The sequence below is a fragment of the Clostridium sp. C1 genome, from assembly GCF_018223625.1.
GTDB lineage: Bacteria > Bacillota_I > Bacilli_A > Erysipelotrichales > Coprobacillaceae > Allocoprobacillus.
This window is the reverse complement of the sequence record NZ_CP073631.1, coordinates 1,200,940-1,225,029: the sequence shown is the minus strand read 5'-3', so window position 1 is coordinate 1,225,029 and position 24,090 is coordinate 1,200,940. Positions and strand designations below refer to the sequence as shown.

General features: G+C 29.4%; 21 protein-coding genes and 1 pseudogene. 18 read left to right on the top strand and 4 right to left on the bottom strand.

Features of this window, described 5'->3' with window-relative positions; all coding sequences use genetic code 11:
• Position 1 precedes the first annotated feature (1 nt).
• Positions 2 to 202 (top strand): DUF4177 domain-containing protein, encoded by a 201-nt coding sequence (locus tag KEC48_RS06655; protein WP_087356960.1) that lies wholly within the window; start codon positions 2 to 4, stop codon positions 200 to 202.
• 62 nt (positions 203 to 264) lie between these two features.
• Positions 265 to 1,701: a proline--tRNA ligase gene (gene proS / locus KEC48_RS06650; protein ID WP_211965010.1), complete on the top strand. Its 1,437-nt coding sequence runs from the start codon at positions 265 to 267 to the stop codon at positions 1,699 to 1,701.
• Positions 1,702 to 1,726: 25 nt separating this feature from the next.
• On the opposite strand, the gene KEC48_RS06645 is transcribed toward proS, so the two are convergent.
• Positions 1,727 to 2,314 (bottom strand): pentapeptide repeat-containing protein, encoded by a 588-nt coding sequence (locus tag KEC48_RS06645; RefSeq protein ID WP_211965008.1) that lies wholly within the window; start codon positions 2,312 to 2,314, stop codon positions 1,727 to 1,729.
• A gap of 113 nt (positions 2,315 to 2,427) precedes the next feature.
• Here KEC48_RS06645 and KEC48_RS06640 point away from each other — a divergent pair, with 113 nt between their 5' ends.
• The 6 genes from KEC48_RS06640 to KEC48_RS06615 are packed head-to-tail and all read left to right on the top strand — an operon-like array spanning position 2,428 to position 7,083.
• Positions 2,428 to 3,258 (top strand): pyridoxamine kinase, encoded by an 831-nt coding sequence (locus KEC48_RS06640; protein ID WP_087356964.1) that lies wholly within the window; start codon positions 2,428 to 2,430, stop codon positions 3,256 to 3,258.
• On the top strand, positions 3,255 to 3,896 hold the full coding sequence (locus KEC48_RS06635; protein WP_087356965.1) for a TIGR04100 family radical SAM protein: 642 nt from the start codon (positions 3,255 to 3,257) through the stop codon (positions 3,894 to 3,896). Before KEC48_RS06640 ends, KEC48_RS06635 begins: the two co-directional genes overlap by 4 nt.
• A gap of 12 nt (positions 3,897 to 3,908) precedes the next feature.
• The gene (locus tag KEC48_RS06630; protein ID WP_087356966.1) at positions 3,909 to 4,646 is read left to right on the top strand and encodes a tyrosine-protein phosphatase; all 738 of its coding nucleotides are present in this window, start codon (positions 3,909 to 3,911) and stop codon (positions 4,644 to 4,646) included.
• 52 nt (positions 4,647 to 4,698) lie between these two features.
• Positions 4,699 to 5,130 (top strand): MG284/MPN403 family protein, encoded by a 432-nt coding sequence (locus KEC48_RS06625; RefSeq protein WP_087356967.1) that lies wholly within the window; start codon positions 4,699 to 4,701, stop codon positions 5,128 to 5,130.
• 42 nt (positions 5,131 to 5,172) lie between these two features.
• On the top strand, positions 5,173 to 6,018 hold the full coding sequence (locus tag KEC48_RS06620; protein ID WP_211965006.1) for a hypothetical protein: 846 nt from the start codon (positions 5,173 to 5,175) through the stop codon (positions 6,016 to 6,018).
• 12 nt (positions 6,019 to 6,030) lie between these two features.
• The gene (locus KEC48_RS06615; RefSeq protein WP_211965005.1) at positions 6,031 to 7,083 is read left to right on the top strand and encodes a molybdopterin-binding protein; all 1,053 of its coding nucleotides are present in this window, start codon (positions 6,031 to 6,033) and stop codon (positions 7,081 to 7,083) included.
• A gap of 329 nt (positions 7,084 to 7,412) precedes the next feature.
• Here KEC48_RS06615 and KEC48_RS06610 read toward each other — a convergent pair whose 3' ends face one another.
• Positions 7,413 to 8,279, bottom strand: coding sequence for a LysR family transcriptional regulator (locus KEC48_RS06610; protein ID WP_211965004.1), 867 nt, complete (start codon positions 8,277 to 8,279; stop codon positions 7,413 to 7,415).
• A gap of 159 nt (positions 8,280 to 8,438) precedes the next feature.
• On the opposite strand from KEC48_RS06610, the gene KEC48_RS06605 reads away from it, so the two are divergent.
• Positions 8,439 to 9,716 (top strand): adenylosuccinate synthase, encoded by a 1,278-nt coding sequence (locus KEC48_RS06605; protein WP_211965003.1) that lies wholly within the window; start codon positions 8,439 to 8,441, stop codon positions 9,714 to 9,716.
• Between the two features lie 12 nt (positions 9,717 to 9,728).
• Positions 9,729 to 11,277: pseudogene (guaA, locus tag KEC48_RS06600) on the top strand (glutamine-hydrolyzing GMP synthase).
• A gap of 193 nt (positions 11,278 to 11,470) precedes the next feature.
• Here the strand turns inward: guaA and KEC48_RS06595 are convergent.
• Positions 11,471 to 12,658 (bottom strand): hypothetical protein, encoded by a 1,188-nt coding sequence (locus tag KEC48_RS06595; protein ID WP_211965002.1) that lies wholly within the window; start codon positions 12,656 to 12,658, stop codon positions 11,471 to 11,473.
• 207 nt (positions 12,659 to 12,865) lie between these two features.
• A complete protein-coding gene (locus KEC48_RS06590) occupies positions 12,866 to 14,014 on the bottom strand; it encodes a hypothetical protein (RefSeq protein WP_211965001.1) in 1,149 nt (382 codons plus the stop codon).
• A 425-nt stretch (positions 14,015 to 14,439) separates the two neighbouring features.
• On the opposite strand from KEC48_RS06590, the gene KEC48_RS06585 reads away from it, so the two are divergent.
• From KEC48_RS06585 to KEC48_RS06550, 8 genes are all read left to right on the top strand, one after another.
• A complete protein-coding gene (locus KEC48_RS06585) occupies positions 14,440 to 14,817 on the top strand; it encodes a GntR family transcriptional regulator (protein ID WP_211964999.1) in 378 nt (125 codons plus the stop codon).
• A 13-nt stretch (positions 14,818 to 14,830) separates the two neighbouring features.
• The gene (locus tag KEC48_RS06580) at positions 14,831 to 15,688 is read left to right on the top strand and encodes an ABC transporter ATP-binding protein (RefSeq protein WP_211965417.1); all 858 of its coding nucleotides are present in this window, start codon (positions 14,831 to 14,833) and stop codon (positions 15,686 to 15,688) included.
• On the top strand, positions 15,685 to 16,326 hold the full coding sequence (locus KEC48_RS06575) for an ABC-2 transporter permease (protein ID WP_211964997.1): 642 nt from the start codon (positions 15,685 to 15,687) through the stop codon (positions 16,324 to 16,326). The genes KEC48_RS06580 and KEC48_RS06575 overlap by 4 nt, the downstream gene beginning before the upstream one ends.
• Positions 16,327 to 17,254: 928 nt before the next feature.
• Positions 17,255 to 18,286 (top strand): hypothetical protein, encoded by a 1,032-nt coding sequence (locus tag KEC48_RS06570; RefSeq protein WP_211964995.1) that lies wholly within the window; start codon positions 17,255 to 17,257, stop codon positions 18,284 to 18,286.
• Between the two features lie 79 nt (positions 18,287 to 18,365).
• Complete coding sequence (locus tag KEC48_RS06565) at positions 18,366 to 19,895, top strand: hypothetical protein (protein ID WP_211964993.1); 1,530 nt, start codon at positions 18,366 to 18,368, stop codon at positions 19,893 to 19,895.
• 362 nt (positions 19,896 to 20,257) lie between these two features.
• Positions 20,258 to 21,244, top strand: a complete 987-nt coding sequence (locus KEC48_RS06560) for a virulence RhuM family protein (RefSeq protein WP_211964991.1) — start codon at positions 20,258 to 20,260, stop codon at positions 21,242 to 21,244.
• Between the two features lie 746 nt (positions 21,245 to 21,990).
• Complete coding sequence (locus KEC48_RS06555) at positions 21,991 to 22,830, top strand: hypothetical protein (protein WP_211964990.1); 840 nt, start codon at positions 21,991 to 21,993, stop codon at positions 22,828 to 22,830.
• A 515-nt stretch (positions 22,831 to 23,345) separates the two neighbouring features.
• Entirely contained in the window at positions 23,346 to 24,056 is a 711-nt protein-coding gene (locus KEC48_RS06550) for a DUF4839 domain-containing protein (RefSeq protein WP_249191430.1), read from the top strand.
• Positions 24,057 to 24,090: the final 34 nt, after the last annotated feature.

The window sequence follows — 24,090 nt, the reverse complement described above, 5'->3', positions numbered from 1 at the left end:
TATGTTTATATACAAATATCATCGTATGACAACAAAAGTGTCTGGAATAGGAATTACAGAATATCGTTTTGAGAATATGCGTGATGTTATAGATAAATATGCCAATGATGGATGGCGTTATGTTGGTTTTGTGCCTGTTTTACAAAGAGGAAACGGATATATTGAAGAAATAGAGCTGATTTTTGAAAAAGAAAAGTCATAATTGCTTTTTGGTAAAATTCTTGTATAATAGTAAGGTAAATATTAAAGAAGGGGTATAGAAAAATGGCAAATAAAGTAAAAAATGATGCGATTACATCAAGAGATGAAAACTTTGCACAGTGGTATACAGATGTATGTCGTAAAGCTGAATTAATGGATTATTCAAGTGTCAAAGGGTTTATCATTTATCGACCATATGGTTATGCTTTATGGGAAATGATTCAAGCCTATATGGACAAAAAATTTAAAGAAACAGGACACGAAAATGTTTATATGCCGATGTTGATCCCTGAATCTTTATTACAAAAAGAAGCAGATCATGTGGAAGGATTCGCTCCTGAATGTGCTGTTGTGACAAGAGGTGGGTTAGATGAACTGGAAGAAAAATTGGTGATTCGTCCAACATCTGAAACATTGTTTTGTGAACACTACGCTAAAATTGTGAATTCTTATCGTGATTTACCTAAGTTATATAATCAATGGTGTTCTGTTGTGCGTTGGGAAAAAACAACACGCCCATTTTTAAGAGGTTCAGAATTCTTATGGCAGGAAGGACATACAATTCATGCAACGGCTGATGAAGCTAAAGAAGAAACGATGCGTATGCTGGATATTTATGAAACAACAGCCAGAGAATTATTAGCCATACCAATGGTTACAGGTAAAAAGACAGAAAGAGAAAAGTTTGCAGGAGCCGAAGAAACATATACGATTGAAGCTTTAATGCATGATGGAAAAGCATTGCAATCTGGAACATCACATTATTTTGGTGATGGATTTGCGAAAGCTTTTGATATGAAGTTCCTGGATAAAGATAATCAGTTAAAATATGTTCATCAGACATCATGGGGAGTTTCTACAAGATTACTAGGAGCGATTATTATGGTTCATGGTGATGATAATGGACTTGTTTTACCACCAAGAGTGGCTCCAACACAAGTGATGATTATTCCAATCCAGCAACAAAAAGAAGGTATCTTAGATAAGGCTTATGAACTGCAAAATCAATTACAGGCACAAGGTATTCGTGTCAAAGTGGATGCCAGTGATAAATCACCGGGATGGAAATTCTCTGAAGCTGAAATGCGTGGAATTCCATTACGTTTAGAAATTGGTCCTAGAGATTTACAAAATGGTCAATGCGTTGTGGCTAAACGTGTTAATGGTGAAAAATTAACTTTAGCATTAGATGAAACTTTACCAGAAAAATTAGCTACATTATTAGATGAAGTACATGATGAAATGTATCAAAAAGCTTTGAAGTTTAGAGATGAACACATTACTGATGTTGAAACATATGAAGAATTTAAAGAAGTTTTAGATTCTAAAGGTGGATATGTGAAAATGGCATGGTGTGGAGATGAAGCTTGTGAAGTGAAAATCAAAGAAGATACAGCAGCAACATCTCGTTGTATTGATACACAAGCTCATGTTGATGCTGTTTGCCCAATTTGTGGAAAGAAAGCGAAACATATTGTTTATTTTGCAAGAGCATACTAAAAAATCCATGATAACATGGATTTTTTTAGTCTTTTATTTTAACATTTAATAAGTGAATAAGGTCAATGGCTTGAAAACTATTGATTATAGCACCACGAATATCTTCGGGAGAAGTTATGATTCCCTCAATCTGACATGATGATAAATCTGTTTTATATAATGGAGCATGAAGAAATTCACATTGAGTTAAATCACATTCCTGGAATGAGGTTTTATTCATTTTGGTTTCAATAAAACTGGCATTATGTAATGAACATTGATGAAATTGAACAGTTTTGTTGTTCATGAATGCAAAATTAGCAAAATGGCATAAACAGTCTTTGAAAGCTACATGATCAAAAAGAGATTCTGCAAAATCTGTTCCCATGAGTTTACAGTTTTGAAATTGAACATGGCGAAAAAGGGTTGTATTCATTTTGATGTTAGATAAATCACAATGAGAAAATGTGACATCTACAAAATAACTGTGTTCAAAAGAAATATCTTGAAAATCAATATGATCAAAATAACAGTTTTGAAAATCTTTATTAGTTAAATTTTCATCAAAAATAGCTTCATTATGATAGGATGCATCAAAGATTTTTTCCTCTAATAAATCTTCTTTTAATATCATGATTGGTCACTCCTTTATTTATTAAAAATATCATAACATAGAAAGATATCAATGGAAATAAGTTCTTTTTTATCAATGTTTGTGGTAAAATATGAAACAAAAGAGGTGTAAACATGCAAAAGAAGATAGCTTTAATTAATGATATGACAGGATTTGGGAGATGTGCCATTGCGGCTATGGCGCCCATTGTTTCAGCAATGAAAATACAGGCAGTCCCTATACCTACAGCCATTTTATCAACACATACACAATTTCCAGTTTTTTATTTTGATGATTATACATCAAGAATGAAAGATTATATTCAAACATATAAGGATTTACATTTGGAGTTTGATGCGATTGCGACAGGATTCTTAGGTTCTGAAAAACAGGTTGATATTGTGATTGATTTTATTCAGACATTTAAAAAAGATAATTCATTTATTCTAGTTGATCCGGTGATGGGAGATCATGGTCAATTGTATAAGACTTATACTCCTGAGATGTGTGAAAAAATGAAAGAACTGGTAAAATATGCAGATTTAATGACGCCTAATCTCACTGAATTAGTTACATTGGTTGATCGACCTTATCCAGTTTCATTACCTTCATTTGATGAGTTAAAAGAAATGTGTGAACAGCTTTCTAAACAGGGACCATCACATATTGTTGTGACGGGAATACCTTTTAATGATAAACAGATTTTGAATTTTATTTATAATCGACATGAAGATTATCAGATTGTGATGGTTGATCGTATCGGTAAGGATCGTTGTGGAACCGGTGATGTCATTGCGGCAGTGATTGCAGGAAGTTATTTGAATGGATTGAGTTTTTATGAAAGTGTGAAAAAAGCGACAAAGTTTGCTTCAAAGTGCATTCGTTATTGTGAAGAAACGCATGTTCCACATCATTATGGTTTATGTTTTGAGGAATATTTATATGAGTTAGGAGAAGAGTTATGATTTTATATACATTACATGGAAATGGTTATCAGGATATTGCTCAATTGTCATCTTGTCAAGGAGCAACTGTTTATGTTAATTTAACGAATCGTTGTCCTTGTGCCTGTACATTTTGTTTAAGACAGACAAAAGAAATGGAAGAAGGGCATAGTTTATGGTTAAAAAAAGAGCCAACAGTGGAAGAAGTAATTCAAGAATTTCAAAAATATGATTTGGATGATTTTAAAGAAGTGGTATTTTGTGGGTTTGGTGAACCTTTGGAAAGAGTGGAAGATGTGGTTCAAATTGCAGGGATTTTAAAGCATTTTCGTAGAGATTTACCGATTCGTATCAATACCAATGGTCTGGCTAATCTCATCCATCAGCGTGATGTGACACCAGAATTAAAAGGACGTATTGATACAGTTTCGATTAGTTTGAATGCGCCAGATGCTGGTGAATATGATGCTTTGACACGTAGTCGTTTTGGGAAAGAATCATTTCAGGCTATGTTAGATTTCGCTTCTCTATGTCGTCAATATGTACCCCATGTTGTGATGACTGTTGTCGATATTATTGGTGACGAAAAAATACAAAGATGTCAAGCGATTTGTGATGAGCTAGGTGTCAAATTACGTGTTCGTCCATTTGAAGAATAGGAGAGTGAAAAGATGTTATATATGACAAGAGAGCAACGCCAGATTTCATTAGAAAAAATGACAAATACGAGAGATTTAGGTGGTTATGAAACACAGAGTGGATTATATAGTCGAGCTCACAAATATGTCAGGGCAGCAGCTCCAACATATGCTTCATCAAAGGATATTCAAACCTTAAAAGATTATGGTGTTAAAGTGGTGGTTGATTTAAGGAGTGATTTTGAAAAAGAGTGTCAACCTAATCCTTTCGCAAATGACAAGGATATTGATTATTATGAAGTGAATTTATTTGATTCTTCAAAAGCAGTTCTTGTTCCAGACGAAGTGAAAACATATAAAGATTTAGGTGGTGTTTATATTTATATGTTGGAAGGAATGAAACATAAATTTAAGGAATTGTTTGATATTTTTATGAAATATCCTTATGAAACTGTTTTATTTCATTGTTCTGCTGGTAAGGATCGTACCGGTGTTACAGCAGCTTTATTATTGGATTTAATTGGTTGCCATGAATATGATATTGTTAAGGATTATAGTGAGTCTTATGAAAATAATAAGGAAATGAATGCTTCTTTGGCACAGATGATGAATGATGAAGAAGCCAAACAATATTTAAGATCTTCACCACGTTATATGATGGAATTATTGGATTATTTAAGAGAACATTATGGAAGTGCTAAGGAGTATTTATTGGAAATTGGTATGAAAAATGATGAAATTGAAGAATTAATTGAAAATTTTACAATTTAAAAAAGAAAAATGCCCTCAAAAATGCGTATATAAGTATTAGGAGGGTATTTTTATGGAAAAAAAGTTAACGTTAAAACAAAAGGATTATATTGTTAGAAAGATTTATAAAACATATCAAAAGGCACAATTGGATATATTATATTTAACACAACATTATAATTACTATCCACAAGTGGATATGTTTAAAGTGAAAGATTCTTCGACTGTTTATCATGGAGATGAAAAAATGGTACAACAAATAGAACGTAAACAGCGTTTAGAAAATTATGTTGAGATGATTCATCAGGTACATACACATTTATCTCATGAAACTTATGATTTTATTGAACATGAATATATTAATTATTATGAATCTTCATGGTGGATGACATTTTATTCACGTGCCAGTTATTATCGTTTAAAGCATAGAGCTTTAGATGAGTTTATGGATTGTATTTCTATTTTTTGGAGTGAAGAAGATATTTTATCTTTATTAGACGCATAGTTTTGTCAAAAACAATAGAAAAATATTTTTTTATCTTATACAATGAGTATAAGAGGTGATTCTATGTTTGATGGATTGTTGTTGATATTGGCATTCTTTGCGGGTATTTTAGGTACTTTTATAGGTGGAACACAAACTTTTATATGTACTGGTTTTATTGGTATTGTTGTAGCAATTGTACAGGCATGTGGTGGAGATATTTCTTTTTTAGAACCTTATATTTTAAATGGTTTGTTTTTACCATGTATTATTTTTAATGGGTCTGTTGTAGCAACGGCTGTAGCTTCACACTACAATGAGAAAATACGTGGGTTTGAAACAGGACGTTCATTGGCTTTTATTCAAGATATGAGAATTTTATTGGCTGGAGGGTTGGCTGGTGTTGCTGGATATTTGATTTATGCAGTGGCCTTGTATTATGATTTTCCTATTGATCAAGGGGCTTTATCAGTTGTTATTATTGGTGTGCTTGCACGTTTAGTTTTGAATCAGGAACAGTTTATGAATAAATCTTCTTTACTATTTTTAAAAACACGTTCTATTAATTACTGGGGTTATCAGCTTTTGTTTGCTTTAGCGATTTCATTTTGCATGGGAGTTATTGTCAAATATACAGGATTATATACGATTGGTTTTTCTATCAGTGCCTTTTCTTTGATTTTTGCATTGATTGATGGCTCTTTTCCAGCAACTCATCATATCACGCTCGTTGCTGGGTATGCCTACTGGCAGACACAAAGTATGGCTTTATGTTTGATTTTTGGTTTATTGGCTCATCTTATTGGGTTGTTGTTTAGTTATGTGTTTAATTTGGAATGTGGGACACATGTTGATCCACCAGCTGTAGCGATTGGTTCATTAAGTTTAGTGATTTTTACTTTGTTTTAGGAGGAAGTTTTTGTGAATGTAGAAATTATCAATGTAGGAACAGAATTGTTGTTGGGAGAAATTGTGAATACCAATGCCACACTTTTACAAAAGGTATGCAAAGATTTAGGATTTAATGTGTATTATCAAAGTGTTGTGGGTGATAATCCTCAAAGACTCTATGATTGCTTAAAAGTGGCTTTTGAGCGTGGTGCTGATTGTGTGATGACAACAGGAGGACTTGGACCAACAACAGATGATTTAACAAAAGAATTGTCAGCTCAATATCTTGGGTTGGAAATGGTTTATAATAAACAGGAAGCACAAAAGGTTGAGCAGAAGTGTCGTTATTGTACAGGCGTTGATCAGGTCCCTAACAATAATTTTAAGCAGGCTTATTATCCTCGAGATGCTTATATTTTAGAAAATGATATGGGGACAGCCAATGGCTGTGTCATGAGTGATGGTCAACATATGATTATTAATTTACCTGGACCACCAAAGGAATTAAAATATGTTGTTGAACATTCTTTAATTCCTTATTTGGAATCAATGAAACAAGATACCATCTATACTTATGAGTATTTAACGATGTTTATTGGAGAAAGTAAGATTGATGAAGTGTTAAGAGATCTGATTGAAGATCAAAATCAAGTTTCGATTGCACTGTATGCTGGAGAGGAAACAGTTCGTATTCGTTTGGCTGTTAAAACATCTTCTCAACAACAGGCAGATATGTTGATGAAGGATGTTCAATGTGAAATTGAAAAGCGTTTAGCTTCTTATATTATTCATGAAAAGAATTTAAAAGAAGCCATATTAAAAGAAAAACCATCACTTTGGATTTGTTATGAAAATGATTTTCGTTTTCAAGATGAGTGGTTATCGCCATTCATTCAAAAAGAAGGTGATATTCATATTGTTGTGAAAATAAGACAGGAAAAGCTAGGAGAAGTTGTTTGTATAACGATAAATGATGAATATTTTGAAGTTCCTACTTTTGTGAAGGCACATTATTCTTATGCGAAAGTAGAAGCCAGATTTGTTGGAAAGCTGTATCAATATATGATGACACATAAAAAGTAAAAATATGGTACTTTTGAAAACTATTCCTATGTTTGTGCGGTGCAATCGCTTACAATGGTAAAAAAATAAAAAAACATTGATAAAATCAACATATTTTTTATTTTTTACTTGCGAATATTTAAACTTTATATATAATAGGAGATGTCCTTAAGGACAACGTGTATATCATATCATAATATTCCTCGATATACATATGAAGCAAAAGTATTCATATAATTTACTCAAAGAGATCTCTGCTAGAGGCAGCAGACTAGCAGATAAATAGTGAACAGCAGCACTATGGATCATTATAAGAAAAGAGCGATATTTCAGGGTATATCGCTCTTTTCTTATTTAAGCAGTTCAATAAATTGAATGGCAGCTGGGGTTAAGGTTTTTCTTGATAACCAGGCATAGCCAATACTACGTTTGATGAGAGGTTGATCTAGCTTTATTTCATAGATTTCATGATTTTTGAGTTCTTGTGTTGAAAATTCTTTGATGACACATGCTTTTCCCAGACCATTTTTAACAGCTTCTAATAATAGATTATGTGAACCTAGTTCAATATCGGGATGTAATAAATGACCATGCAAGGCAAAGTGATCATCAACATATTGTCTTGAATTTGTATTCTTTTCTAACATGACCAAAGTTTCATGAGAAAGTTCACTTAATGAATAGATATGTGAATCTGGCATCTGACTGACAAAGATATCATGAATCTGTAAACATTCTTGAATTGTGATGGCTTCATCGTGCAGTGGCATATTGACAAATCCTAAATCAATATCGCCATTTTTTAATAAATCAATGATTTCAAGACTGGTGCGATTGACCATTTTGATTTTGACTTGAGGGTATTGCTGGTGGAATTTGACAAGATAAGGCATCAGGTAGTTTTCGCTAAGTGTATCACCAGCACCAATTAAGAGTTCGCCTACGCTTAATTTATGAAAGTGTGCCAGTTGGTTTTCAGCGCTCGTAATTAATGATAAGGCTTGAGCAATTTTTTGATGGAGCATCTGTCCTTCTTTAGTTAAAACAACGCCTTTGGACTGACGAATAAAAAGCTGCGTTTGTAATTCTTTTTCTAAAAGGTGGATAGCCTGACTGACAGCAGACTGTGAAATAAAAAGATTTCTGGCGGCTAAAGAAAATGATTGCGTAGAAGCCGCTTCATTAAAGATTTTGTATTGTTCGAGTTTTATATTCATATAAGTTCTCCTAATATCATATGTATTAAATATTAATTTTACTAATGTTTTGTTTTATTTTATAATAGATGTTGTGAAACGTCAATTATGATAAAATGTGATTGTATAAACGATGCATATTTTATATAATAGGAATGTATAAAAGAAAGGATGAATTTTATGGCTGGTGTAGTTGTTGTTGGAAGTATGTGGGGCGATGAAGGTAAAGGAAAAGTCACTGACTATCTTGCCCAAAAAGCAGATGTTGTGGTACGTTATGCAGGGGGAAACAATGCAGGACATACCATTGTATATGATGGAAGGAAATTTGCATTGAAATTAATACCTTCTGGTATTTTTAGTGGACATGAAGTCATTATGGGTAATGGGATGGTTGTCAATCCTAAAGCCTTTTTGGAAGAAGTGAAATATTTAAATGATGCAGGTATTGATACAAGTAAGATTCGTGTGAGTGATCGTTGTCATGTGATTTTACCTTATCATCTTGAAATTGATGCGATTCAGGAAGCAAGAAAAGGAGATCATAGTATTGGAACAACAAAACGTGGAATTGGTCCATGTTATATTGATAAGTATAGTCGTATTGGTATTCGTATGGGTGAGTTTATTGATGAAGAATTATTTTTAGAAAGATTAAAAGAAACTTTCCCAATGAAAGTGATGGAATATCCTGAATTAGAAGGACAATTCACTGTTGAAAGTATTTTTGAAGAATATAAAGAATATGCCAAAGTGATCAAACCACTTGTTTGTGATACAGGAATGTTATTAGATCAATATTTACGTGAAGATCGTAAAGTGTTATTTGAAGGTGCGCAAGGTGCTATGTTGGATATTGATTATGGAACTTATCCATATGTAACAAGCTCTCATCCAGGTGCTAATGGGGTGAGTGAAGGTACTGGTATTGGGCCTTTATATATTAAAGAAGCAATTGGGATTATCAAATCATATACAACACGTGTAGGAGCTGGACCTTTCCCAACAGAATTACATGATGAAGTTGGAGATTTCATTCGTGAAAGAGGACATGAATATGGAACAGTGACACAACGTGCAAGACGTACAGGATGGTTTGACGCTGTGGTTGTCAATCAATCACGTAGAATGTCTAGTTTAACAGGAATTGCTTTAATGTTATTGGATGTTTTAAGTGGTTTAGATACCATTAAAATCTGTACGGCCTATAAATATAAAGGTGAAGTGATTCATGGTTTACCTTCTACAATTAAAGGTATTGAAGAAGTGGAACCTATTTATGAAGAAATGCCTGGATGGAAAGAAGATATTACACATGTCAAATCTTTTGAAGAATTACCAGTCAATTGTCAAAATTATATCAGACGTATTGAAGAATTAATTCATTGTCCAATTGTCATGTTCTCAGTAGGACCAGATAGAGAACAGACAGTTGTTTTAAAAGATATTCAATTTTAAGGAGGGAAATGAGTGAAGAGAGAATTAGTCATTGTTTTAGACTTTGGTGGTCAGTATAATCAGTTAGTGGCTAGACGTGTTCGAGAATGTAATGTTTATTGTGAAATTTATTCATATAAAACAGATCTTGAAAAGATTAAAGAAATGAATCCTAAGGGAATTATTTTAACAGGTGGACCTAACAGCTGTTATGAAGCAGATTCACCTACATATTCAAAAGAATTGTTTGAACTTGGTATTCCTGTTTTAGGATTATGTTATGGGGCACAATTAATGCAACATGTTTTAGGTGGTAAAGTAGAACGTGCTGATGTCAGAGAATATGGAAAATCTCATTTAATTGTGAGTAAAGAAAATTCAGCTTTATTTACAGATGTGCCTAAAGAATCAACTTGCTGGATGAGTCATTTTGATTATATTTCTGAGATTGCTGATGGATTTGAAATTTCATCTTATACAAAAGATTGTCCAGTGGCTTCATGTGAAAATGAAGCAAAGAAATTGTATGCCATTCAATTCCATCCTGAAGTTTTACATACAGAATATGGAAAAACAATTTTATCTAACTTTGTCTTGAATGTTTGTGGATGTTCAGGAGATTGGCGTATGGATTCATTTGTTGAAGAACAAATCAAAGCGATTAGAGAAAAAAGTTGGAGATGGAAAAGTCTTATGTGCCTTATCTGGTGGAGTGGATTCATCAGTAGCAGCAGTTCTTCTTTCTAAAGCCATTGGAAATCAATTGACTTGTGTCTTTGTTGATCATGGATTACTTCGTAAAAACGAAGGGGATGAAGTAGAAGCTGTTTTTGGACCTGAAGGATCATATGAATTAAACTTCATTAGAGTGAATGCACAAGAAAGATATTATGAAAAATTAAAAGGTGTGACTGAACCTGAAGCCAAAAGAAAAATTATTGGTGAAGAGTTCATTCGTGTCTTTGAAGAAGAAGCAAAAAAGATTGGTGCTGTTGATTTCTTAGTTCAAGGAACAATTTATCCAGATGTTGTTGAAAGTGGATTGGGTGGAGAATCTGCGGTCATCAAGTCACATCATAACGTAGGTGGACTTCCTGATTATGTAGATTTTAGAGAAATCATTGAACCATTAAGAGATTTATTTAAAGATGAAGTTCGTAAAGTGGGATTGGAATTAGGTATTCCTGAATATTTAGTATTCAGACAACCATTCCCAGGACCAGGACTTGGTATTCGTATTATTGGTGAAGTGACTGCTGAAAAAGTCAGAATTGTACAAGATGCAGATGCTATTTATCGTGAAGAAATTGCCAATGCTGGATTAGATCGTACAATTGGTCAATACTTTGCAGCACTGACAAATATGCGTTCTGTTGGTGTCATGGGTGATGAAAGAACTTATGATTATGCGATAGCTTTACGTGCTGTCAATACAATTGACTTCATGACTGCAGAAGCTGCACAAATTCCTTATGAAGTCTTAAATAAAGTGATGTCAAGAATTATTAACGAGGTTCGTGGTGTCAATAGAGTATTCTATGATATTACATCGAAGCCTCCTGGGACTATAGAGTTCGAATAAAAAGGCAACTTAAAAATAGCCGATAAATAAAGCATATTTTGAATATTAAAAAGAAAATGACCTTAAATTGACCTTAAAAAGTCAAAGAAGGGGTCATTTTTTTGCTTAGATAAAAAGAATCGCCAAATTCGGCGATTAAAGCAGTACTCAATATGTACTTGCTAAAAGGTGTTTGAATGATATATAGTTTGTTTTATATTTCATCAAATTCATCATTTATGATTTTACGGTACTCATCATAATAGTTTTTTATTAAAATCAACAATTCATCTAAACTACTAATATCTTTTTGATATGATTTATATGAAGCTTTGATTTTTTCCATAATTTCAACTATTTCATCATCGTTAATATAACATAAATTTTCATTGATAGATTTGATAGTATCGTCATCAATTTTTTTAGTCTTTATTACATTATTTAATATTTGAAAGCATTCATCAATATAAGGATACTCAAATTCTACATTTGAACATCCAATTAAATCAACAAGTTGTACTCTTTCATAACTGTAGTTATTCTCATCATATAATGTTTCAACTTCGTCTATTAACTCTTGTGGAATGTTTCCTTTTGAAATATTATCTATATAACTCATGACTAAAGGAGGATCAAAATCTAAAGGTGGAATTTCTTCGATAAATTTCAAATAAGCTGATTGATCTATACAATTTCGTAAATATATTAACAATTCTTTAAATGAAATTCTTTCATTCAATTTTCCTTCGATTAATGAATTTTTTCTATATTTTCCTAAAAAAACTTTTTCAGCTTTTGATCCATTTCTAAGTTCGTAAGTATAGGTATTATTCTTTTTACTTCCTTCTATGATTAATTGATAATATTTGTTGGAAATACTTCCAATTACTCTTCCTAAAAACTCTTTAATATCATCAGTTAGTAGAATACAGCTATCAGTGACGCTTCTATGAATTTTATGAATATGTTTGTTAATATATGTATTGAACATATTTATTTCAACATTATTATTTCCATTAACATTGTATCTTTCATATCTAGCTGATTTATAAAAATGTTGAAGTAATGAGATTAAATCGTTTTCTCGAGAATTTAAATTAGAGTTTTTTGATCCTTTCGTACATTTTTTTATTTCATCTCTTAGATTAGTATGCTTGTGTGTAATTAAACTTTTTTCAAAATCTTCTTTGTTTTCTATTTTATCAAACTTCCATAAAACAAGTATGATTTTTTGAAGTCTTTCTATGCCAACAGAAATGGTATAAAGAGTAAAAAAAGTTGAAGCATTATCTCTAATGACATCCATTCCGTTTAATTCGGTGATACCATTATAAATAAATTCGCCAGCAATATCCAATTCTTTTACCATGTTAAAATTTTTATAAAACCAAGAATCATCCATTTATATCGCACCTCTCTAATTTAGTAATTCTTATTTAGGCTTCCATTCTTTTCTCGGTAATGGATTCGCATAATTGTAGAATATTTAGGATATTTCAAAATCCAATCAATAAATTGACCTATTTGTTCTTGCATCAGATAGAGATAGTCAAAAGCAATGTTCTTTGCCAATGTTTTTCCATTTGGCCGTTTGCTACAATACACTATCCTAATTTATGGAGAAATTTGTAATTTCATCTTTGGAAAATCCAATATATAGCAAACTCATATTTCTAATTAATTTATCAAGTAAAATAATCAAATACTGTATATTGAAATCATTTTTAAAATCATAATAATATTCATACCCATGTGTGATATTTCGTCTAATTTCTTTTATTTGATTACTGACCTTATCCGAAGATAGTTGAGAGTTTGATAGCAATTTAGGAAATTCGTTGAACATGTATTCCAATTCTTTTTTTAACGGAAACTTTGGGTTTTGAGCTCTTTTATGATCTAGTTTATCAAATAAATATTCAAAAGCCATAACTTGCTCAATAAATCGCTGAGGGGAAAACAATGAATCGGAATTTCTCAAATGTCCTAATGGTATACTCCTCGTGATTTTATTTCCTGAATCTAATGCTATGTTATTTAATATTTTCGGAATGTATTTCAAAACATCAAACTCACGAAACATCATATCGTAAAATGATACGGCTTCTTCTGAGACTAGGGGACAGTAAAACCACCCTTCTATCCAATCGCCTTTATATAGAGCTATTCGCTTAAATGGAACCTCTGCGTTGGATGTCATAAACATTGATAAACGGTACATAACTCTTGTAATATTGTAGCATTCTTGGATACTATCAGTATTGACTGGAATCAAAAGTTCTCCTTTTTTATCAAAGTCCTCCAATAAACCCAAGTGGTGGTTGTGTCCAATACGATATTTTAATTCATATTTGTTACCGTCCATAGTAAAAGGAACTTTATATACATCCTTGGGATTTATTGCAAGATTAATACCCTCTCTCACAATATCCAAGTAATTATATTTATATCTAAAAATATCATCAAGAGATGGTGATTGAATTCCAATAGTGTCGTATTCATCTTTTGTTGTAAGATTATAGATAATATAGCAGCATAAATAGCATGTGCTACCAATGGAGTGATCAATTAAAAACTTTGCTTTTTGAGCTTGGTATCCGTTATAAAAGTACTCACCTTGAAGAATATAATTCTTTTTAAAATTATTTTCTTTTGTAAAATCTTCTAATAAGTTATCATCTGAAAATAATTCCATACAGTAATCTTTGATAACAAATGGAATCTTGCCATCACGAAAAAAGATAAATCCCTTAACCATTTACTCACCTCCATATTATCAAATCTTATGACTTTAAATCTTAAAAAAAGTTATACTATATCCATAATGTGAAGTTAATAACTTTCAGATAAATTCAAATTTATTAATCAAAGATTGTTTAAAAGTACTGCATGATTAATTGTCATATACATTATAAACTATGTAGATTTTGTATACAACAAAATCTACAAGACTTGAAAAAATACAGAAATTCACAAGCTAATCTGAACTTGTGATAATTTTAGTTATGAAGAGGACTAATTTCACTTCTTTTTCTATAATGTAAAATATTTAAATTAGCAACAAAAACTAAATATAATAAATATGTTAAATTTTATAGATTAAATTAGTGTTGACATTTGATCTTGATGTAATATAATGTACATATACAACATGTACATTTATGTACAAAGGGAGGTGAAGTAATGCAAATATTAATCAGTAACAATACAACCACACCTATTTATGAGCAAATTATTATACAAATAAAAAGTGCTATTATGAGCGGAGAATTAAAATGCGGTGATTCACTTCCTTCTATGAGAGCTCTAGCAAAAGAGTTACATATTAGTGTGATTACAACTCAAAAGGCATATGAAGAGTTACAAAGAAGTGGATTTATTGAAAGTGCTGCCGGTAGAGGTACATTTGTCTCATCTCCTAATAAAGAGCTTATTTTAGAAGAACAGATGAGATTAGCTGAAGAAAAACTTCAAGAAGCTGCAAATATAGGACGTTCCAATGGAATACCGTTAGATAAGTTATGTGAATTATTGACAATGTTTTATGAAGACGATGAGTAGAAAGGGTGTTGTTATGAATGCGTTAGAAATAAAAAATATTTCAAAAACATATAAGAATTTTAAATTAGATGATGTATCATTTGTTTTACCATGTGGTCATATTATGGGATTGATTGGAGAAAATGGTGCAGGAAAATCAACAATCATTAATTGTATTTTAGATATCATTGAAAAGGATTCAGGAAGCATATTTGTTTTAGGACAAAAAAATGACAAAAACAATGTATCACTAAAAGAAAATATAGGAGTGGTATTAGATGCTAGTGATGTTTATGATAATTATACTGTAAAACAAGTTGAAAACATTATGAAGGATGTTTACAAGCAATGGAATCATGAAGTATATGATTATTATATTCAAAAGTTTGCACTACCATTAAATAAAATGATCAAAGATTTCAGTAGAGGAATGAAAATGAAGATGGCTATTACCATTGCTTTATCTCATCAACCTAAACTACTTATATTGGATGAAGCAACGAGTGGTTTAGATCCAATTATGAGAGATGAAATTTTAGATGTCTTTATGGAATTTGTACAAGATGAAAATCATGCGATTTTATTATCATCACATATATCTAGTGATTTAGAAAAAATTGCAGATTACATTACATTTATTCACGAAGGTAAACTTATTCTATCTACTTCTAAAGATGAGCTTATTTATGAATATGGTCTAATGAAATGTCGTAATGATGAATTCGATATGATTGATAAGGAAGATATTATACGCTATCGTATAAAAACTTATGAAGTAGAAATTTTGGTTAAAGACCGAGAAAAAATGGCAAGAAAGTATCCAAACTGTATAGTTGATCCAACAAAACTAGATGATATTATGATGTTGTATGTAAAAGGAGAACAAATATGATTGGACTTATAAAAAAAGATTTATATTATTTGATGACAAGTTGGAAAGTTATCGTTTTATCAATTGTTATTATTGCCTGGTTTGCTACTACTAAAAATATTGGTGCTATTATAATTACAGTTTTACCAACATTTTTTGGGTTAAGTATTCTGGGGTGTATCCAGCAAGATGCTCAAAAGAAATGGTATGAATATTATAAGATACTTCCTATAGTTCCTAATCAAATTGTTGCTTCTAGATATTTAGCTTATTTATGTTTTGTAGGTATTGGTTTTATATTTGCAGCTATATATGGTTATGGAGTTCAATTTAGTTTAGGAATTGAAAGTTTAGGTAAAAACTTTACGATGATGCAAGCTTTTCAGCTTGGAGGTACACTTGCGTTAGGTTTTGCTTCGTTTTTTATTCCTGCAACTTATTATAATAAAGGAGAAAAAATGGAAGTCTCAATGATAATAAGTAGTTTTTTCTCTTTTGGAGCGATATATCTGGCATCGAACCTACTCAAATTTATAGGAGTTAATTTAATGGATTATTCGCATATAATTATTCAAATACTTTTTGTTGTATCGATTATAGCATTTATAATTTCATGGCTTATTTCTAATTTAATATATAATAAGAAAAGATATAACTAATAATTATAAAATTATGCGATAAATTGAACAATGCAGAACTTGAGAGTGATAGAAATAGACTTTTTTATAAGTTAAATGATAATCTTTTTTTGTTATGATTGTGCAAGTGATTTACTAAGAAGTTTTATTGTATTTCAATTTTGCTAAGAAAAGAAAGTGACCTTAAAATGACCTTATTATATATTGAAATATATATTTTATAAGAAATTTGTAAACTAAGAGAAGTAAAACACATATCTTAATTTATAAAGGTTAGTAAAAATGTATGAATTCATGGAGTTCGAATAGTAGAGAATAAGCTATAAACTCCGTGTTTTATCGGAGTTTCTTTGTTTTTATAAGTGTAAATGATACTATTTTTGATACTACAGATTTTAAGATTGTACTATTCTTTTGATAATTCATTTATCAAAAGAATTTAGATAAGGTAGGCTGAGCAGGCATTGAAGCATTAGAATAAGAGAGAATCATCAACGAGTGACAGCTGATTACTCTGATTAAAATAGACTAAAAGGTTACTTAAAACAATTTGACTTACAATGTCAAAATTGAAATACTTAAGCAATCTTCTTGTATCAATGAAAGGAATCTAATTTAATGAAGACAGTAGATTGAGCTTTTTAAAAAATGAAAGAAGTAAAATACTGCCATCATCACAAGAAATGTTACTACTGTTAAAATTTATGTTGTTAAAATTGAAAATAGATTGTATCATATAAGTGCTCTTTGTATTATAGTTTGGTCACTTATATTATGCAGGAGCTTTTATTGTATATAAAAAACTATTCACTCATTAGGTGAATAGAAAAAGAATAAATAAAACCAAAAAAAGCCATGAAATAAGGGTATTTCATGATTATATTATAATCTCATGAATAATTGAGGTGTTATAATTTAATGCTATAAATAAAACATATAAGGAGATATTATGTATACATTTGAAAGAACTGAAAAAAATAGAGGAATAGCAGAAGAATATGAAACTAGAGCAATGCTTTATTTATTAAATGATAAAAGTGAATTAGATGTTTTTTTGATTGATACTTTTAATGACATAAGTGGTAGTAATTTAACCTTTGAATATATAGTAGATGTACAATCGAAAGGAATCAAAACTTTTCCACCAAGTAAAATAGGTATATCATTAATTACTTTATTTCAAAATCATCTATCTGATATTAAATTTAATAAATATGTTTTATACTGTAAATATATAGATTCTCGTTATATAGCAAAAAAATTATCAAAAAAATCTGTAAATTTATATAAAATAAATGATTTTACAGAAGAAAATAAAACTTCTATTATTGAGTCTTTAAAGAAAGAATATAATAAAATATATAAAAGTAATAAATATGATACAATTCCTAAAAATATAATTAAAGATTTTTATAAAAAATTAGTTTTTGTGGAAGATTTATCATTACAATCTGATTTAATCAGATTTAGCATAGATTTAAAGACAATAAAGTCAATTGATGATGAGAAGTTAAATAAGATATTTAAAGATATATCAACAATGCGTGAAAAATTAAAAAGAATAAATATTGAGGGATTAAAAATCCAAAAAGCTAAAGAATGCTTGCAATATAATAAATATTTGAAAAGAAAACAAATTGAGTCATTGATTTTATCGAGAGTGATTGGATATGATATTTTTAAAGATATTTCAAATGTACCTGTATCTTTCGTTGATGTTATAAAGGATTTGGATATTGAAGCTAAAAAGGATATAATAATTCGTGTCAATTCAGATATTAGCAAAGCATATTTTGATGTGAATAATCCAAAGCCGTTTTTTAACTGTATTGATTTTATTATTGATGAGTTAAAAAATACTACTGATATGGAAAAGATTTATAGAAAATATATTTTAAATGTTAAAGTAAAACCACAATTTCTTACTGAAAAGAGTACAAAATTTTTGATTTCAATGATAATTGATAATGTAGGAGGTTAATATGATTATAAGGAAAATTGCTGTAGGGAATGAAAAAGAAGCATATGTAGAAGATAGAATTAAATTAGGAGTCAATATTTTGTATAGTAATGATAATAATAAAGGGAAAACAGTTTTGATGCAATGTATAAGTTATGCATTAGGATATTCAGAAATGTTTCCAAATGACTTTAATGTTAATGATTATTATGTTTATTTAGAAATTGAAATTAATCAAGAAATAGTTAAGATTTTAAGGAGAAGAAGAAATATTTTTTTAATCATTAATGAAAAATTATATACTTTTGACAGTATTAGTGAATATAAGTATTTTTTTGATAAAGAAATATTTCAATTACCTCATTATATAAAAGATGATAGAGAAAAAATATGCGATTTTTCCGTTTATTATGAATTATCTTTTATACCTCAGGATAAAAGGAATGCTTCAAATATTATACATAGAGAAGGAAATAACAAAAATGATTTTTTGCAAATGATAGCATCAATGGGTGGATATCAATATGAGGATAAAATTGATATAGAGCAATTAAGTAAAGATATAAAACAAAAAGAAAGTAATCTAAATTCTTTAAAAAAGAAAATTAAAATTGCTAAACAAGATAAGAATATTTTTTCAGACATAAGTAGTACATTTGATCAAGAAAAATATGAAAAAATTAAAACACAAATTAAAGATATTCAAAATAAAATATCTATAGAAAAACGGAAAAGAACGTTAGAACAAAATAGAATTACACAGTTAGAAAATTTAATTTCTGAATTAAATTCATTGAATAGAAAAATTAATGAAGGATGCTTCGTTTGTAAATACTGTGGAAGTACAGAAATCGTATATCAAAAAGGAGATGTTGTTTTTGAAACAAGTAATACTGATGTACGTAATAATATATTAAATTCAATTAGAAGACAAATCAGTTTAAAAAATGAGATGATAGATGAATCTAAAGTAGAAATAGATAAACTTACTTTAAAAAACAGACAATTATTAGAGAGCATTCCTAATGATGCAAATGAATATTTCTTGTATTTGGAGGAAATAAAAAATCTAGAAGAAAATATAAAAAAAGCAGATGAATTATCTAGAGAAATAAGGGAACTTAAAAATCAAAAACGTAATATAAAAAACATAGATGATAATAAAAAGAAAGAATTTAATTCTTTTCTAGATAGAATTATAAAGAAGATGAATTTTTTTCAGCATCAAATTGATCCAAATACTAAAGTACGATATACAAATATTTTTACAACTGCTTCTAAAATGTTTTCAGGCAGTACTGAAACAGAATATTATTTTTGCAGAACAATGGCACTGTTATCAATATTGGAACATAATTTACCTATTGTAATTGATGCATTTAGAGATAAAGGATTGGCATCTTTTAAAGAAAATAATATGATAGAAATATTTAAGAAAATAGACAATCAAGTCATATTAACTGCAACTTTAAAAGATGAGGAATATTCAGGGATAAGTAAGTATGAGAAAATAGATGATATTAATGCATTAGATTTTGATATTATAGAAAATTCAAAACTTTTAAATGAAAAATATTGTATTGAATTTTTCGAACTTTTAAAATTGTTTGGCATCAAAATTGATAATTGAAAATAATAATACAAACTATTTTTAAATTTATAATTTGATACTACTAGTTTATCAAAAAAATAGAATGAATTAAAAAACATGAAGAAATTTGCTAATTTATATAAAAGCACTAACTTAAATACGTTAGATAATGTTTATGTTCAAGTGGGTTCGAATAAATAGAATAGTACCTGTGGATAACAAGTAACATATAAATGTAAATAAAATCTCTTTACTGAGAATAAAGGTAAAGGGATTTTTTATGATTATAGGGAAAGTCTTACATAGTTAAAATAAGTAAATTTAATAATGTTAAGAAAAATGATACAAATGATTATAAAAAAATATATAATAGTATAAAAGAAAAGGAGGAGGCTTACTGAATGGATAATAATTCAAAAATGATTATTTATACAACAGAAGATAGTTTGGTGAAAATAGAAACAACTTTTAATGATGAAACAGTTTGGTTATCGTTAGATCAAATGTCATCATTATTTCAGAGGGATAAATCCACTATATCTAGACATATTAAAAATATTTATAAAGAAGGAGAACTAGTTCGTGAGGCAACTGTTGCAAATTTTGCAACAGTTCAAAATGAAGGTAACAGGCAAGTAGAAAGAAATATAGAATATTATAATCTAGATGTAATTATCTCTGTTGGCTATCGTGTGAAATCAAAACGAGGAGTTCAATTTAGAATATGGGCAACTAATCTTATTAAGGAATATATGAAAAAAGGTTTTGTGCTTGATGATGATCGTTTAAAAGAATTAGGTGGTGGAGGATACTTTAAAGAGTTGCTTGAAAGAATTCGAGATATTCGTGCATCTGAAAAAGTATTTTATAGACAGATACTTGAAATATATGCTACAAGTATTGATTATGATCCAACAGCTGATGTTTCTATTCAATTCTTTAAAAAAGTACAAAATAAGATTCATTATGCTATTCATGGTGAGACCGCAGCAGAAGTTATTTATCATAGAGTAGATGCTGAAAAGGAATTTATGGGTTTAACTTCCTTTGCAGGTAATCAACCAACACTAAGAGAAGCAAAAATTGCAAAGAATTATCTCAATGAAAAAGAGTTAAAGGCAATGGGACAACTTGTGTCAGGATATCTTGATTTTGCAGAAAGACAAGCACAGCGTGAACAAGTGATGACAATGGAAGATTGGGTCAAACACCTAGATAATATTCTAACAGTTACTGGAGAACAATTATTAGTTGGTAATGGTTCGGTTTCTCACCAACAAGCTATGGAAAAAGCTGAAACAGAGTATAAAAAATATAAAGCAAGAACATTAAGTGATGTAGAAAGAGATTATTTAGATGCAATAAAGGAGTTAGAGAATTTGAAGTAACTTCATCTATTACTATGTTTGAAATTTAGTTTTATGTAAAAAAATCAATGATTTCTATTTAAAACTATCATGATAAGAATAGACATGAACTATGAATTAAAATAATCATTTTTTGTGATTGTTAATGAATTCCTTTTTGCTTTAAAGATAAATCATTTATTAATTTATTTCCAAAAATAATATTTTCATTTTTGAAAAATTTTATGGTTGATTTAGTATTGAAAATTATAGATTTTATTATTTAAATAAGTATAATATATATTAATAATGAGTTATTTAACCTCAAGACATCCTATGATGACGAGTGACGGTTCTGACTCGTCGGTAAAATAAAAAATGACCGAGAATTTGATGATGTGTGAGAGCAAAGACACATCGGTAAAATAAAAAATGGCTCAAGGATGCAAAATAGAGGAATCTATAACATCTTCTTTTAGGCTGTTGGCTTTTTGTTTGCCAACAGCCTGAATGCTATTTATTGTTTGATTTCTTAGTTTTAAAAAGATTTCATACATTAAAGAATTTTTATGATAACCAAATAAAAATAGAGTTATTAATTTATTAATTAACTTATAAAACAAATAAAGACATATTTTAGCTTTATTTTATCTAATTATAAGTATTATAATTGATTAAAGAAGATTTATATGTATTGATTTGTATAATTTCCATATGGTGGTTCTTTTAAAATATATTTTTTTCTAATATAATGATGATGAAGAAAGTAAGCATAAGGAGTAAAGAATATGAAACAAGGTAAAGTCATACTTTTTGATATTATTGTTGGTGTTGTTGCTTGTTTAATGTGTATCAGCTTTTCAGCAAAAGATATGATTGTTCAAACGGTTAATGAAGGAGCTATTGGTCACGCAGTAGCCATTCGTATTATGGATGTCGTTGATGAAGCTTTTCCTGATACACCTATTGATACATTGGTTGATATTCAAGAGGCTCTTGGAAATTCAGAAGCTCTTGATACAATTACAGGTAAGTATATTGATGCAATGAGTGATGCTATATCAAATAATCAAGTTCCTCAATATCCTGATATTTCTAATGATTTAGTCACATTAGCTAATGAAACGATTAATACAATAGAAAATCATTTAAATATTGAAATAAGTGAATCACAGCAACAAGTCATTCTTTCACAACTTCTTGAAAAAAGTCAGGATATTGAATCATCAATCCAAACGTATACTGATTCTCTTATAAATACAAGTTATTTACCTGATGTTCAATCAATGCTTATGAAGATATATCAGTTTATAACATCTTGGATCTTTAGGGTTATTCTTTTGATTGTTTTGATTATGAGTGTTTATTTGATTGTTTCTTGGAAACAATCACTAAATAAAATCATGATTCATTTAGGCATACCAGTGTTCATTGTGGGAATTGTTGTTGCATGGATCATTCCAAGTATTGCTCAAAGTATTGGATTTGAACTTACAAATCATTTCTTAGGGAGAGCAATGTACATCAATACAGGCATGATGCAGATTATAGGGATGATAGTGCTTGTTATAGGGATTGCTTTGATACTGGTATCAAAGATTATTCAACGCAAAAAACAAACAGTTTAAAATGTATATAAAATAAATATTTAAAAGTTTTATAATTTAGCTAGATGATAAATAATAGTATGGGGAATATAGATGTTTGATTAAAGTATATTTGTTGAATATGTTAATTCATAAAATATTGAAATGACATTTTAATATAATATTGCATAATCAATTATTCAAACTAATATTAGATGCAAAAATATTAATATTTGTTTAGAATAAATGGTCTGATTTGGAAAGTGAATTAAAATTTATTTAAATCATAAAATCAAAAAGCAGTATTAAAGAAATTAAAAAATCTATTAATCAATGAATATGTCATTATTCTAGTTAATAGGTAGAAAGAAGGGGAAATAATTGAAAAAATTATTTATAAGGTATTAATAGCAATATTATTTATTTTTCCATTCATAACAGGTTGTTCATCACATTCTGATGATCAAGAAGAACAAAATGTTATAGAATCTGGAATTCAAACTATTTTTGAAATAGAATGTGATGAAAATTGGTTTTTTAGTAAATATGATGTGGACATGTATATTGATGATGAATATGTAGGTTTTATTAATCATGGAGGAAATGAAACAATTGAAGAAAAATTGGAAAAAGGAAGTCACAAGATAAAGTTTACGAATACTGAAGATAGCGAAGTTACTGGAGAAGTAGAAATTAAAGTTGAAAAAGAAGAAACATATAAAATGAATTTGTCTTGTCATAGTAATGAAATTTCGGTTGAAGTTCTTGAAGCAACTCTAGTAGAAGATGAAGAATCAAATGTTGATGTTCCTGAACAAGAAGATACTAAGACAGAGGATAATAAAGCAATTGAAGAAAATCCAAAAGAAGAAGTTGAAGATGAGATATTTACTCCGGATAATTGTCCGGAATTAAAAGAATTACTTACATTAAAAGATGAATTTGATCCGAAAATTTCAGATTTTGCTTCTAAATACGCTGGAAATAAAATTGAATTTGATGCTAATATTGCTTCAATGTCTTATCATGAGAATTATAATACAAGATTTGACTTTTTGATTCTTGGCGGTGATTATAGCGAAACATCGGTTTCAGGTCCTTATTTTCAATTTAGTGATGTTAATGTATTTGATTTAAATTTAGTTGGAGATAATATTCCGGATTCTTTAGCAACTGGAATGAATATTCATATTATTGCAATCGTAGATGATTATGATTCAAATTCAGGATTGTTTCAACTTGTTCCAGTTGAAACAAGAATGCGATAATGATATTAATGAGTAAAGGAAAGAGGTAAAGATT

Coding starts and splice junctions, on each gene's coding strand:
- KEC48_RS06635 (WP_087356965.1), top strand. CDS start 3,255: ATGATTTTATATACATTACATGGAAATGGTTATCAGGATATTGCTCAA.
- KEC48_RS06620 (WP_211965006.1), top strand. CDS start 5,173: ATGAGTATAAGAGGTGATTCTATGTTTGATGGATTGTTGTTGATATTG.
- KEC48_RS06575 (WP_211964997.1), top strand. CDS start 15,685: ATGATTGGACTTATAAAAAAAGATTTATATTATTTGATGACAAGTTGG.
- KEC48_RS06625 (WP_087356967.1), top strand. CDS start 4,699: ATGGAAAAAAAGTTAACGTTAAAACAAAAGGATTATATTGTTAGAAAG.
- KEC48_RS06655 (WP_087356960.1), top strand. CDS start 2: ATGTTTATATACAAATATCATCGTATGACAACAAAAGTGTCTGGAATA.
- KEC48_RS06610 (WP_211965004.1), bottom strand. CDS start 8,279: ATGAATATAAAACTCGAACAATACAAAATCTTTAATGAAGCGGCTTCT.
- KEC48_RS06570 (WP_211964995.1), top strand. CDS start 17,255: ATGTATACATTTGAAAGAACTGAAAAAAATAGAGGAATAGCAGAAGAA.
- KEC48_RS06555 (WP_211964990.1), top strand. CDS start 21,991: ATGAAACAAGGTAAAGTCATACTTTTTGATATTATTGTTGGTGTTGTT.
- KEC48_RS06585 (WP_211964999.1), top strand. CDS start 14,440: ATGCAAATATTAATCAGTAACAATACAACCACACCTATTTATGAGCAA.
- KEC48_RS06595 (WP_211965002.1), bottom strand. CDS start 12,658: ATGGATGATTCTTGGTTTTATAAAAATTTTAACATGGTAAAAGAATTG.
- KEC48_RS06630 (WP_087356966.1), top strand. CDS start 3,909: ATGTTATATATGACAAGAGAGCAACGCCAGATTTCATTAGAAAAAATG.
- KEC48_RS06605 (WP_211965003.1), top strand. CDS start 8,439: ATGGCTGGTGTAGTTGTTGTTGGAAGTATGTGGGGCGATGAAGGTAAA.
- KEC48_RS06550 (WP_249191430.1), top strand. CDS start 23,346: ATGTATATTGATGATGAATATGTAGGTTTTATTAATCATGGAGGAAAT.
- KEC48_RS06645 (WP_211965008.1), bottom strand. CDS start 2,314: ATGATATTAAAAGAAGATTTATTAGAGGAAAAAATCTTTGATGCATCC.
- proS (WP_211965010.1), top strand. CDS start 265: ATGGCAAATAAAGTAAAAAATGATGCGATTACATCAAGAGATGAAAAC.
- KEC48_RS06580 (WP_211965417.1), top strand. CDS start 14,831: ATGAATGCGTTAGAAATAAAAAATATTTCAAAAACATATAAGAATTTT.
- KEC48_RS06560 (WP_211964991.1), top strand. CDS start 20,258: ATGGATAATAATTCAAAAATGATTATTTATACAACAGAAGATAGTTTG.
- KEC48_RS06590 (WP_211965001.1), bottom strand. CDS start 14,014: ATGGTTAAGGGATTTATCTTTTTTCGTGATGGCAAGATTCCATTTGTT.
- KEC48_RS06640 (WP_087356964.1), top strand. CDS start 2,428: ATGCAAAAGAAGATAGCTTTAATTAATGATATGACAGGATTTGGGAGA.